This is a genomic window from Roseovarius amoyensis, assembly GCF_003260265.1.
Taxonomy (GTDB): Bacteria; Pseudomonadota; Alphaproteobacteria; order Rhodobacterales; family Rhodobacteraceae; genus Roseovarius; species Roseovarius amoyensis.
Map to the genome: position 1 here is coordinate 115,028 of NZ_QITQ01000002.1, position 12,899 is coordinate 127,926.

9 protein-coding genes are annotated in these 12,899 nt (G+C 62.9%); all 9 read right to left on the minus strand.

Annotated features, from left to right (window positions below):
• Positions 1-26: 26 nt before the first annotated feature.
• Complete coding sequence (locus tag DL899_RS02480) at positions 27-2,621, minus strand: hypothetical protein (protein WP_111732191.1); 2,595 nt, start codon at positions 2,619-2,621, stop codon at positions 27-29.
• Positions 2,618-4,567, minus strand: coding sequence for a hypothetical protein (locus tag DL899_RS02485; RefSeq protein WP_111732192.1), 1,950 nt, complete (start codon positions 4,565-4,567; stop codon positions 2,618-2,620). The genes DL899_RS02480 and DL899_RS02485 overlap by 4 nt, the downstream gene beginning before the upstream one ends.
• Position 4,568: 1 nt before the next feature.
• Complete coding sequence (locus tag DL899_RS02490) at positions 4,569-7,799, minus strand: hypothetical protein (RefSeq protein ID WP_111732193.1); 3,231 nt, start codon at positions 7,797-7,799, stop codon at positions 4,569-4,571.
• 6 nt (positions 7,800-7,805) lie between these two features.
• Complete coding sequence (locus DL899_RS02495) at positions 7,806-8,171, minus strand: hypothetical protein (protein ID WP_111732194.1); 366 nt, start codon at positions 8,169-8,171, stop codon at positions 7,806-7,808.
• 50 nt (positions 8,172-8,221) lie between these two features.
• A complete protein-coding gene (locus DL899_RS02500; RefSeq protein WP_162685469.1) occupies positions 8,222-10,408 on the minus strand; it encodes a phage tail protein in 2,187 nt (728 codons plus the stop codon).
• A 34-nt stretch (positions 10,409-10,442) separates the two neighbouring features.
• Positions 10,443-11,036: a phage connector family protein gene (locus DL899_RS02505; protein ID WP_111732196.1), complete on the minus strand. Its 594-nt coding sequence runs from the start codon at positions 11,034-11,036 to the stop codon at positions 10,443-10,445.
• A 113-nt stretch (positions 11,037-11,149) separates the two neighbouring features.
• Entirely contained in the window at positions 11,150-11,485 is a 336-nt protein-coding gene (locus tag DL899_RS02510; RefSeq protein ID WP_111732197.1) for a hypothetical protein, read from the minus strand.
• Entirely contained in the window at positions 11,485-11,919 is a 435-nt protein-coding gene (locus tag DL899_RS02515; RefSeq protein WP_162685470.1) for a hypothetical protein, read from the minus strand. Before DL899_RS02515 ends, DL899_RS02510 begins: the two co-directional genes overlap by 1 nt.
• 12 nt (positions 11,920-11,931) lie before the next feature.
• Positions 11,932-12,897 carry a major capsid protein gene (locus DL899_RS02520; protein ID WP_111732199.1) on the minus strand — a complete coding sequence of 322 codons (966 nt, stop codon included), beginning with the start codon at positions 12,895-12,897 and terminating at the stop codon, positions 11,932-11,934.
• Between the last annotated feature and the right edge of the window lie 2 nt (positions 12,898-12,899).

The window sequence follows — 12,899 nt, forward strand, 5'->3', positions numbered from 1 at the left end:
CCGAGACGATACCCGCGCCCTATGCACTACTGCCCGCCGATGATCGCCCCGAGGTTCGGCGCCCGTTCAGGCAGGGTGCTGCCAATGGGCCAGAAGGCATCGTTGCCGGTGTTTCTCTTGCGGGCGGCGGCGGCCTTGCGCAGCGTTTTCTGCGCTTCCGGGTCGATGATCTTGTGCAGTTCGTCGAAGATCAGCCGTTGCACGGCGGGACCGGCCAGAGGGGTATCGGCCAGAGGGGTATTCCGCCGTAGGATGCGGATCACGTCCTTCTGCCAGCGCGGGTCTTTGCCTTCCATCACTTCCGACAGGTTGCCGTAGGTGAGGGACCACAGATCTTGCGTGAGGTTCACGCCAGGGCCGGCAAGATAGCTGGAAAAGCCGCCGCCATAGCGCATCTCGCCCGCCTGCATGATGTCACCGATCGGGCCAAGGCCGCCGCCGCGCAGCATAGCCTTCCACCAGAAAGCCGGGTTTTCCACCGGGTTCACGTTCGACGGATCGTTGCCGCTCAGAACGTCCAGCGTCACCTGCGCCACGGCCCCGAGCGCCGTCATCCCCCCCACCAGATAGGCGCCATGCGTGGCCCGCGATTTCATGTCCGGGGCAAAATGCAACAGCCTGATCTGGTTGATCGTGAACGCACCGACGAAGCTCTTGAACATGCCGGCGGATTTCATGACCTCGTAGACGAAGGTGCCCGGCACCATGCCGTAGGCGGTCGGATCGAAGATCGCTCGCGCCTGCAAGCGGTTCGTCGGCACGGCCCGTTCCTGCCATTCCTCCACGAAGCCCTGGAACTTCATGAAGATGTCCATCGCCTCTCGGCGGGGCAGATCGGTATTGGCAAGCCAGTGATGCGGGTTCAGGAAATCGGCCGCCGGGACCGCCTCGCCGTTGACCGGCGACCATACTTCCAGATCGCCCGTCTCAAGCCCCTGTGCCTCCAACGGATCGGCTATCTTGCGATAGAGCGGATCGTTGCGGTCGAGTTTACGGCCCTGCGCCCCGGCGGTGTATTTCGGCCCGTTCCTGAATTTCTCCCAATCCTCGGCCCGGATGCCGTAGTCGTCGAGCGCCCGGCGGAAATCCGGGTCGATGCTGTCGAAGCCGTTCTTCGCTTCCCGCGCGAATTTCCCCCAAAATTCGAGGTTCAGAGCGAACCGAAGGTTGTCGGTGTGCTGGGATAGCCCCTGCACCTTCATCGCCATAGACGACAGTGTTTCCGCCCATTCCGCGCCGGGAACGTCATGGTGGAACCGGGCGACCGCGCCGCCGGCATCCGACAGCGTGGACATGGCCCAGCGGTGCTGCATCGCCATTTCCGTTGTCATCCGGCCCTCGGCAATCATCGCTTTCAGGTTCTGCGCGTAGGCCGAGAAGATGTTGCCCTTGTTAAGCCCGGCGGCATTGGCCGTCAGAAACGCCGAACTGAAATCCGAGATCGACGGGACAATGGCCCGGTCCAGCATCCCCGCCGTCATCACATGGCGCACCGTGGACATGAGCGAGGCAATCACTTCCCGGTCCTGCGGCGCCATGCCCGGCCCTCGGAACACCTTCGCCATGCCCTTGGCCCATCCGTCCCATACCGTGTTCACCAGTTCGGAACGGCCCTCGGCTTTCGCTCTCTCGCGCGCAACGTCAATCTCGAACTGGATGCCCTTTTCCATGTCGGCACCGAAGGTTCGCAGCGCCGCAATGTCGTCGGCCATCGCGTTCAGGTGGCCCATCAGCGTCTTGAAGAAATCACCGTCACCGAAATCCTTGTTATATTCCATCCACTTATCGGCGCTGGCGAATTTCAGGACACGCGCCTCGGCCCGCCGTGAGACAAGCGATCGGCGACCCTGACCCGCCTTGCCGAACACGATGTTGTCCCAAATCTCACCCAGGAACCGTTCAAGCGTTTCCCGCGGCGGCTTGGTTTCTCCGACCTGAAACGGGCGGCCCGTGGCGTAGTTCTCAACGCCGGTCCAGTCGATCATGCCGTCATCAAGAAGCCGGTTCACCCATGCCTTCTTGCCTGCCCGGCGCAGAGCCGACGGATTGTGCCGGTGCGGCACGTCGTAGTTTTCCAGCTTGCGGATGACGCCGCCGGCCTCGTTGAAGAACAACCGCAGTTCCTCGACCACGCTGCGAATGGAATCGGCCATCGCGTTCGCCGCCGCGTCGTCTACCTTCTCACCGGACAGGGCCCGCACGATGTTTATCTGTTCGGCGGGCTTCGTCATCTTGTTCAGAAGGTTCTGATGGTGGTCGCGCAGATAGTTTGTGAGGCGGTTGCGGGCGTATTGCAGCAGGCCGCGGCTTTCCATTTCCATCCGCTCGACGCTGGTTGCCGCCGACTTGTGCGGCTTGGCATGATCCGCCACCCGCTTTTGGATCGACTGCCGCACCTGCGCCTCGGCCAGCGCCCGGTGCAGATCGTCGCCCGACTTGCGCTTGAAGTACTCCTTCACGTCGGCGCCGGCCATTTCCTCGGCCGACCGGCGGGAATAGCCCTGGCGTTCATAGGCGGCGGCCTGTTCCTCCCAAATCCGCTGCGCCTCCTTGCCGTGGGCCTTGGACGCGGAAACCTCGGGATCGTCCATCGCGTCCTGAATGCAGTCCTTGAAACTCATGCCCGCCTCCCGCAAAGCTGAATGATCTCGGCAAATTCAACGCCGTCCTCGGCATAGCGCAGAAGGTCAGAGGCCGTGCGAACGTGGGTGCCGTCCTCCATCACCATGTCGATCTCGAAATCGCCGTCGCGCTCGATCTGCGCCCGCATGTCGTCAAGCGCCGCCAAGTTCGCATCAACCGCCTCTCGGGCGGCCGGGTCGGAAAACCGTTCTACGCTTGGGGCCGCTTCGACCGTGCGGCTTTCAGGGCTTCGGCCGTCGCCTTCACCTTCTGCGCGGTCTCGCGCTGCCGGTCTGTCAGGTTCTCGCCCAGGCGCCGGTCGAGGTGCTGGATCAGGGCGTCCAGCCTCGTCGTCGAAGATCGGGATGTTGTCAAATTCCGGTTCATCGGCCAACCTCGGGGAAACGTCGTTCTCGACAGCCTGTATCAGTGCCCTTTCTACCGCAGAATCCGCATCACCGCCACTATCTCGCAGAATGCGCGCGGCGGCTGTGCGGATTTCGTCATCCAGCTTCATGCCGGCCTCACGCTCGAAGCGGTTGATTCCGCTGCGAACAAAGGCGTCTGGATCGGTGCTTGCATCAATGGCGGCCTTGCTGGCGACGAAGTTCCCGTCCTCCATGAAGCCGTCGATGTTGCGCGTCGAAGCAAGCCCTTCGAGTTCACCCATGCGGGCGGCAACCTCTGGTGATACCGGGGTTTTGCCGCGCCCCGACAGTTCGTCGACCATCGCGCTCAGCAGGGCGTCGGGCTCGAAATAGCCGCTGCTTTGATCGACGGGCAGGACGAATTGCAGATCGCCGTACTCGGATGCCACCAGGTTGTCGAAGTCGGACAGGCCATTCTTGTTGTCGAACAGGAACGGGTGCGTGCGCGGCGTGATGCCGGCGTTTGCCAATTCCTGCGCGGCGGGCGTGCGGACCCGTTCGCCGTTCCGCATCATCGTGCTTTTGATCTTCGGCATCGACTGCACCAGCGGGTACTTGCGCCGCATCTCTGGGAAGTCGCGCTCGATCTCGGCCATCCGCTGATCGACTTCCGCCTCTACCGTGCGGGCAAGGGCATCTTCGGCATCTTCGAACGGCACGGCATCCCGGACTTCTTCCGGTGCTTCCCTACGGGCATCCTCGATCGCCTTGCGGAAGAAATCCGTGTCGCCTTGGACCAGCGCATCTTCTGCCGCATCGACGGCGGCCTGCGCCTCGATAGGGCCGGGCACAAGGTTCCGATCCTTGTACGCCTTCACCCCCCGGCCAAGCGCCCTGATGCCGCGAAAGCCAAGTTCCAGACCGCCGCCAAGCACGCCGCCGAACACCGCCGCCCCGGCCAGTTCCGCCAAGAGGTTCGGCTCCGGCTTTTCCAGACGCTCCGCCATGTCCAGCCGGTCAGGGACGTTCACAATTTCGGCCCCAAGGTTCAGGGCGGCCTCGCGCATCATCACCCTGCCGATGGACCCGCCGAAGCCGCCGAACACCAGAAATGGGGCGTTTTTTATGTCGGCAGTGGCGCCTGCCATGCTGGCGAGGAAATCGACAACCGCATTCCCTTCCGGCGACATGGCAAGGATGCCTTGAAGATCTGCATCTTCGGCTTTCAGGCTTTCGTTCAGGCGTTCCTCTATGGCTTCGTCGGACAGGTCCACATCTGCCCAGGCGTCCGGGCTTTCCTCTGCCATCGACCGGGCGATGTCGAGGATTTCGCCCTCCGTGAAGGCGGCGTTCGGGCCTTCGCCAAGTTGTTCCCTTGGTATGCGGGGCAGAACCTGATTTGCCAGATCCCGCTTGATCTCTGCCCGGCGGCGCTGGCGGGTGAAGTTGGCGTTCTGTTCAAGCCCGGTCGAACGGAACAGCGCGGAAAGACGGTCGCCAGTGTCAGCCGCCTGATTGCCCTGCGCCGGGGCCGTGGCGATACGCTTCTGCGGCCACGCGGGAAACAGGTCGGACATGTCAGCCCCCTGCCAGTTTGCGAATGTCGAACTCGAAGATGCTCACGCCGTCGTCGTTCATCACGTCAACGAAGCCCATGCCGGTCTGGTACTGGATGCGGTAGAAGCCGCCGCCCGTGGCAACGAAGCGCATCCGGTCAGGGTCGGAAAATGCCTTTTCATCCAACGGCGTGCCCCGGAAGGTCGGCAGGCTTTCATCGCGCGATGCGGCTTTCCAGCGGTCGGCGTCGAACTCGACACCTGTACCCGTCGAAAACCCGATCATCGGCCCGGCCTTTCCGACCCCGACTACTGGCCCAAAGCCGGAAACCTCGCCCACGCCAAAAACTGCCTGATTGAACTCCTTCACGGTCATTCCGGTGGGCAGAAGGGTCTCGAACCCATTCACGTCCTGCACGCCGCCAGCCACGCCTTTTGGCAGGGTTTCTTGCCCCAGAGCGCGATTTACGGCCTCGGCCATCAGTTCCTTGCGGTCCTCGTCGGTCTGAACGCCGCCGGCCTGTGTCGCATAGAGCGCCTGGGCGAACTTCATCACCCGCTTCTGCATGTTGCCGGCGTCAGGAAGCCCCGCCATAGCTTCGGCAACCGCCGGCGCGACAACACCCATCTTGCTTGCGCCTTGGGGGAACTGCACCTGACCGGCGGCGACCAGTTCCTGCCCACGGATCGCTTCTTCCAGAAGGCCGACATTGCCGGTGACGGCGGCAAGACCGCCACCATGAACCAGCACATCATCCGCGCCGGCCTGTTGCAGCATCGCCGGAAGGGCTTCGGGGGCCGTCTGCGCGATCATGCCGACCAGCATTGCGCGACCGGCGGGGTCTTGATCTGGCTTGAGTGCCGCCGAAAGCATCTTCGCCTCGTCCTTCGACAGCGGAACCAGCCCTTCGACATACCCGGCGGCCTGAAACCGCTCTGCCCATTGCGACCGGGCACGCAGCGATTTGGCGAACCCCGTGGGATCAGTGGCAACGGCCGCGAAGTCGATCTGCGGCGGCGGGCCGATCTCGGTGTCGTTTTGCAGGTTCTCCGCGGCGAATTTCACCGGGTCATCGCCAAGCGCCGCCAATGTCGTCTTGTGAAGGTCTTGCAGCGCCGAGAGGAAATCCATCTCGTATTTCGCGCCGACGGGCCGGGCCTTTTCCTCGGCCATCACCGCCTGTTGCTGCGCCGGGGGAAGGGCCATGAAATCGGGATAGACATCTGCGGCGGCGATCCGCGCGGCCAGTTCCTGCGCCTTGTCCGGGTGCATCTGCCAGACGGCGGGATCGTCGATGATGTCCTCGCCTTCCGCTACACGCCCGCCCTTGCGCGCGGTGATCGCCAGATCAAGCCGGTCTCCGATTTCGTCCGACCGTTCCTTGTCCCGCCGGGCGCGAAGGCGATCCGCGTCATCAAGGGCGGCAAGGATGGTGTTCTCGCTCTGCGCGCGGGTCCATGCAACGCCGGGCAGGCTTTCGCGGGCCAGAAGGGCATCTTCCAGCCGGGCGCGGGCGGCGGCGGCTTCTTCCGTCCGTCCAGCGGCTTGGGACTCGGCATATTCCATCCTGTAGCGATCAATGAGCGCCTTGGAACTGTTCGAGGCCCGCGTCCTGATTTCCTTATGCCGTTCATCGACCATGCCGAGATAGCGGCGCTGCACTTCCTCGGTCAGCTCGTTGCGCAGATCGCCCTTGAACATGTCCGGGGCGCGCTCGACCAGGCTTTCGACATAGGCTTCGGCCGCTTCCATGAAGCCGTCGGGGTTGCCTTCGTTCTCGAACGACAGCGCCATCATGTCCGTGGCGGCCGCCAGCTTCGTATCCGCAAGGAACGCCACCCCGGCGGCGGCGTTGTGCGCTTGCAGGATTTCGCCAGACAGCGGCGAATACAGGCGCGGCTCGATCTTGCCTTCCCGCGTCCGAACCGTGGTGGCGGGCTCAACCGTGCCACGTGACGACACGCGCGGCTCGCCATTGTCCTGCGGCGTGACGACGATTTCCTCCAACGGAATGTCGTCGTGCGCAAAGAACTCCTTGCCGTGAACGACCGGCGCACCGTCCGGCACACCCGCCTCTTGGCGGCGGCTATCGACGGCGGCGGTGTATTCCTCGGACGTGCCTTCGCCGCCTTCCTTGCCGAAGTCGCCGCTGGTGGGCATCGTGATCTGTTCGGCGTTGTCGTAGAGGGCCTTCACTTCGTCGCGGGTCGGAACCACGCCGCCGCGCTCCTGGGCGAGTTGCTGCGCCTCTGCCGCCGATACAGACAGGTAGTTGCCGTTCTCGTCACGGGCATAGTCCGGGGCGGCATAAACGGTCCTGCCGTTGCGCTCGCCAACCGGAACCCATGTATCATCCGGCGGGTCGAACCGATACTCACGGTAAAGCTGGCTGTAATCCCGATAGGACGGATCGTGCGCCGTGCCGTCGCCGTCGAAGGATTGCCAAACCTCTCCGTTACCCTTGACGCCGCCGATCATGCCAACGGCGCCGGGGGTCGGTTGGACCTCCACGTTCACCCCGAGTTCCGACATGGCATCGGCCGCGATCTTGTCCGGGCTATCGAAGCCGCCGCCGGTCAGGGTGCCGTCGTCGCTTGCAGAAATCGCGCTGTTGTAGCGCCCTGTGACCTTGGCAACGTATTCGGGAACCGTGTTGTATCCGTCCGATGCCGAGCCAGCGGCGCTCAAGGGGCGACCGGAAAACCAAACCGACGCCGCATCCGCAAGCGATCCGTGCTGCTCATATGCCGCTCCGAACTTCGCGTCGAACACCGCATCCTGTGCTTCCGGGTCGCTCAGAAACTCCTGCGGTGTCATCCGCCGGCCAAGGACTTCCTCTGTCCACGGGCCGACGTTGAAATCCATGACCTGATAACGGCCATAGGCGCGGCCTCCATTCGAGGTTTCAGGTCCAACGGCATCGTATCGGTTGCCGCTTTCGACGAAGCCGACGGCATCCCGAAAGGTTCCGTCACCTATGCCGACGCCCACACCGACGGTTGAAAGCCCTTCCCGGCCCGGCGTCTCGATCTCCGGCAGTGGCATCCGGTTGTCGCCCATCACCCGGCGCGACCATTCGTGACCCGCCTCAAGACCGGTCTGGCGCATCTTCTCTTTCGCGCCCTTGGCAAAAAAATCGTATGCCTCGTTCGCAATCTCGGCCAGCGCGGCAAAGCCAGTCCCGGCCTGCGGTGTCACCCGCTGGAAATTCGAGATCGGTGTGCTGCGACGGATTTTCGGAAGTTGCGCCATGAAGCCCTACCTAAGCAATTCGTACAGATCAAAGAGGGGCTGACCGGCCTTCGCCAAGCCGACTGGAAGTGCCATCTTCGCCATCTGCCCGGAATTGCGCGCCTTGGTTCGGAAGTCCGCCGCCTCCATCATGCGGTTGCCGAAGTCGATGCTGCGTTCGCGGTCGCGTGTCTTGCGGAAGTCCTGGAACAACTCGAACGTGCCGGCATTCATCGGCTGACCGTTGGCCCCCAGCGCCGCCCGCATCGACCCGAGTTCCGATTCCAGCCCCTGACGGGCGCCAATGTCTGTCTGGATTGCCCGCGTCCGGGCGATGAAGGCGTTGCGGTTGTCGGCGTCCTGCTGCGCCTTGGCCTGCTGCCGCGCGCCCATAGCCCCCATAATTGGGCCTGCTGCCTGCGATACGAGTGCGACGGTCTCCATTATCCTTGGACCTCCTGTGCCAAATACAGAACCCGCAATTTGGCGGGTTTTTCCTTCACAACGGCCAATTCCGGGTAGGTGCGCCGCCCGAACACTGGGATGCGGTACTCTTTCGTCCTGAGCGGCGGCGCTTCTCCGAGAATATCGCCGAAGTCGTAGCCCCCAAGCGGGCGGCTATCGTTGTTGGCCCGCACGGTGAACTCGCCCGAGTTCTGCACCGCAACGATGAACGTGATGCACCGCTCGTCGAACGTGCCGGCGCGGGCGCTGTCCAGCATCTCCACCGGCCACGGCCGCACTTCCGCCTGGAAGTTCAGCCCGATCTGCCGGGTGCCGATGATGTCTGGCAGATCGGTGATCGTGCCGTCGCTGTTGACCGTGAACGGCCCCTGTATCCGTGACCCCTCGACGATATAGACATCCTCGCCAGCAAGCCGGATCGCGTGCGGCACGCCGACATAGAGGGGATTGCCGTTGACCTCGAAATCGGATCCGTTCGTTTCAAGCTGGTCGTAGGAGTTGCCCAGCGTCTCGACCTCCATTCCGCAGTCCACCAGAAACCCGTCCTCGAAGGTTTCGAGATAGCGCACGGGGTTGCCGTCGATGGTCCGATCCACCAGCGCCCAATACTTGCCGAACACCGGGGCCACATCGACGAACTCGCCCAGGGTGTCCCACGGCGCCGCGCCGATCACCTGTTCATCAAGGGACTCGTTGTAGCTGAGCGCGGCCAGCGTGCCGTCGCTGTTGACGATGATCAGGTATTTCTCTGGGGTTGCCGACTCCACGGCGGGGCCGCACAGGTTGATCGGGCTGTTGATCAGGTGGTTGCTGGCCGCCGTCAGGGACCGCACCTGCCACCGCAACTGCACGTTGCCGCTCAGAATGGCGACGGAAACCTGCTCGTTGTTCGATTCCACGAACACCACGCCATCATTTACCCGCACGGGCTTCACATCGGACGCGCCCCTGTCGTCAAACAGGATCGGGCTGAAATTCGACGGCGTGATGGCAACCTGCTCGCGCAGAAAGACGACGTAGCTGCCCTTGTCGGAAAAGATCAGAAGATCGCCGGAGTTGACCACATGCTTGAGCCGCGGCTTGCCGTCGCCGATCTCGCGCACAATGGCGTCGTCATCCTCAAGCCCAATGCCGAAATCGTCGAACCCGCGCGCCGATGACACCGCGATTGCAGAGGGCACTTTCGGGAAATCGGTGAAGAACAGGCGCTGACCGGCTACGGTTGCGGCCTGTGGCCACCCATGCACCGCCGACATCATCTGTTCGTCCCACACGTCCGTCGGCTGTGGTGCGATCTCGGTCTTGCCGCCGGCGATCAGTTTGCTGCTGTTGTTCGGGCTGGACAGTTCTTCTGCGATGGTCGCGGCAGTTTCCGGCCCCTCAAACCGATGAAGGGTCACAACTTCGAGCGTATCCTTGGCAAATAGACCGCCGGAAGCCTTGTAAACCGCCGTCACGCGCCCCTGCCAGTTGGAGTCGTTGCCAATCACGGCATCGCCCACGCGAAAGCCGCTGCTGTCATTGATGCTCAGCCGATAGGACGGCGGCAATGCGTTGATCACCGTGCCCCTGAGAGTGTTTGCGGCGATGTACTCGGTGATGGCGATCTCACGGTTGAGATACCGAATGCGGGTGCCGACATGCGAGGCGGTGAACACGTCCTCTGTCGCCGTGATCGTGATCGTGCCGGTCTTGCCCGACGGCTGGATCTTCACCTTGGGATTGAACGCCCAGTAGGGTTGCGCGATCTCGCCGCCTGTGCCGTCGGCAAACGACCATGTTCCACCTTCCCATTCGCCATCATCATACCGGATATAGTAGATGCCGAACGAACCGCCGATCAGAAGCGTCGGCCCGATGGGCGTCACATAGACACCTTCCGCCGATGACCACGGAACCGCGGCGAACGTCTTGATCGCGGCGCCGGAGTGATCGAACACCACCAATGAACTGTCGGTCACGTATATGCCGAAGGTGGTGTCCTCATCAGGCTTGTATTCCACCAGCTTGTTCGATGTCAGAGGGGTGTTCGCACGAAACGCGGTGCCGGGCCGGGCCTCGATCGCGCCCGTCGCCAGGGACCGCATGTTCCGCGCCCCCTTGAGCGCCAGTTTCAGCATGTCGGAATCGGTGCGGCCGAGGAAATCCTCACGGACCTCCATCAATCGCATGTCCCGCTGGGATATGACCCGCTTCCGCCTAGCCACGCCCGAACCTCGCATCCGCCAGACGGCTGCGGCGGAAGGGTTCCTGCGCTTTCCGGGCCTTGCTGGAATTGGTGCGGGCGCGCTGGAACTGTGCCTCTGCCATCTGTTCCATGTTCGACGCTTCGCCGGTTTCCTCCTTCACCGCGCGCAGAAGGGCCGCTTCCAGCTTCATCTGCACGCCGCGGGCGAAGTTCGCCGTCCAGAAGGTCGGCTCTGTCACCTTGACGTACTCGACGATCACGCCGTCGGTGCTGTCGAGATAGACATAGCGATCATCCTGCACCCATTCCGGTTCCCACCGGCTGCCCGATGATGCCTCAAGACGGGCCTTGCGGACATGAAGGGCGTCACCGGGCAGAAGATAGGCGTCGTCGAACCCGAATTTCCCGTCCGTTCGGGTGTTCAGCGTCGTCTCGACCTTGGTGAAGTGATAGGCGCCGTCCTCAAGTTCCGCCTCGACAATGAGCGGCCAGTTGCGGGACAGAACCCGGTGTTCGGGCAGGGAAACGCTCTCGTTGATTTCTTCGAGCCCCTGAGAAATCAGGGCCGCGTTCATGATGCCGGTCATGGAAAATTCGGTAGCCATGCCGCGAATATCCGTGCGGGGCCGTTGTTCGGCTATGCACATGAAAACGGCGGCCGGGCTCCGCGCGTCCCGGCCGCCGCAAGAGGGGCCACCATTTAGTGAGGAGTCGGCCCCTATTCGTCGAGAACTTCGACCTTTTCAAGCCGGGTGCGGATCAGGCGGATGATGTCGGTTTTCTTCATCACCTTTTCCGTCTTGATGCCGAGAGACAGCATCATCACCTTGAGATCGGCAATGTCGATCGATTCCAGATCAGGAAGCTGCGGCTTGGCCGGGCCATTTTCTGCCTCGATCTTGTACATGCCGCCGGAGCGCCGCACGTTCTCAAGTCCGGTCTGGTAGCTGACCGCAACGGGGCCTTTCTTCTTGGCGGCCTCGTACTGCGCGCGGTCAGCGTCATCCTTGGGCTTGTACGCCGGATCGGGCTTGCAGATCACCATTTTCGGCATCACAGAATCTCCTTCGTGATGTAGGCGCCGAAGGTGATCGACGGGGCGGCGCCGGTCACGTCAAGGTGCAGGTCGATGTAGCGGAAGGTGGTTTCGTTCCGCTCCGTCCGCGCCCGCATGATGAACTGATCGCCCGCCACCGTGTCGACGGTTTCGATTGTCAGCGTGCCGGCATCGCCGAGTTCCAGCGTGTCGAGAATCTGACCATCGGAGCGGTCGGAGACGTTCGATCCGACCAGGCGGAAAACGTAGGTTTCATCGCCGCCAGAAACAGTGCAGGCTTCCACGTTGATGACGCAGGCGATGTCGGTTGCTGCCGCACCGCCCTGGTCGTGTTGGGTGCCGATGTAGGCATCGGCTGTGACGGCGGCCAGACCGAGTTCCCGTTTGATCAGGCCGGTTGCCGCGTCCATTGCGTAGGTTTTCATGGGCATGGTCGGTATCCCTTACTTGGTGATTGCAGCGTTGGTGATCGACGAAAGCCGGATCGCCGCGAACGGGTCGAGAACCGCCATGCCAACGTCATGCTCGACGTTGACGCGGTGGTAGACACCATCTTCGAGAAGGCCGAAGTCCTGGACCTCCATCGGCTTCACTTCGAGGCCGCACACGCCGTCCTCGGAGAAACGCGCGATGTAGATCGAACTGGTCACGGCAGAACCGCCGCCAGCCGCGACTTCATCGAACGGCAGGAACTCGCCGAACTTGGTCACGCCGTAGCCGGTGTAGATCGGCAGATCGCCGTACCGGGTGACGCGCCGGCCCATTTCGTCCTTGTCGAACGTGATGTAGCCGCCGATGGACGTGTCGCGCTGCGCCGCGCCGAAGCGATCCTTGAGCGCCTTCGGCATGATGATGGCGTTCGGCTCTTCGACAAGGCCGATGGCCCGGTCGAGCTGTGCCAGCGAAAGGGCCGCGCCGCCGCTGCCGGAAGCGTTCGCCAGGATGCGCGACAGGTAGTTGGAGCCGTTCGTCGAGCCGCCGACCGCCTTGAGCCGGGCTTTCAGGCCGGTGAACTCGCGCGGCGCCGACTGGTTGTCGCCGTCGATGAAGGTGTCGGCCCAAACCTTCGCCTTCTTCTTGATCGACATGCGTTCGTCGATCGACTTGCGGTCGGGGCCGTGGCGGCGCAGCAGGGCGCGGTCAACGTCGATGTTGCCGGCGATGGGGAACGTCTGTTCCACCTTGTCGTTCAGAAGGCCGTGGCCTTCATCCGGCGTTTCGTTGATCGCCCGGAAGCCCATGTTGTCGGGCAGTTCCGCTTCCTCAAGGTAGCGATACACGCCGCCGGGCGCCGTGTGGTAGGGCAGAAGCCCCATGAAATCCACGGATTCCGGGAACAGTTCGATGATCGCCCGTTCCTTGGAATCCGCCGGATAGCTTTTCGCGTATTCGATCAGAGTCTGAACCATGA

What these genes read in the sequence shown, in the direction of transcription:
- DL899_RS02480 (WP_111732191.1), bottom strand. Translation starts at nt 2,621, where the DNA reads ATGAGTTTCAAGGACTGCATTCAGGACGCGATGGACGATCCCGAGGTT.
- DL899_RS02485 (WP_111732192.1), bottom strand. Translation starts at nt 4,567, where the DNA reads ATGTCCGACCTGTTTCCCGCGTGGCCGCAGAAGCGTATCGCCACGGCC.
- DL899_RS02490 (WP_111732193.1), bottom strand. Translation starts at nt 7,799, where the DNA reads ATGGCGCAACTTCCGAAAATCCGTCGCAGCACACCGATCTCGAATTTC.
- DL899_RS02495 (WP_111732194.1), bottom strand. Translation starts at nt 8,171, where the DNA reads ATGGGCGCGCGGCAGCAGGCCAAGGCGCAGCAGGACGCCGACAACCGC.
- DL899_RS02505 (WP_111732196.1), bottom strand. Translation starts at nt 11,036, where the DNA reads ATGGCTACCGAATTTTCCATGACCGGCATCATGAACGCGGCCCTGATT.
- DL899_RS02510 (WP_111732197.1), bottom strand. Translation starts at nt 11,485, where the DNA reads ATGCCGAAAATGGTGATCTGCAAGCCCGATCCGGCGTACAAGCCCAAG.
- DL899_RS02515 (WP_162685470.1), bottom strand. Translation starts at nt 11,919, where the DNA reads ATGCCCATGAAAACCTACGCAATGGACGCGGCAACCGGCCTGATCAAA.
- DL899_RS02520 (WP_111732199.1), bottom strand. Translation starts at nt 12,897, where the DNA reads ATGGTTCAGACTCTGATCGAATACGCGAAAAGCTATCCGGCGGATTCC.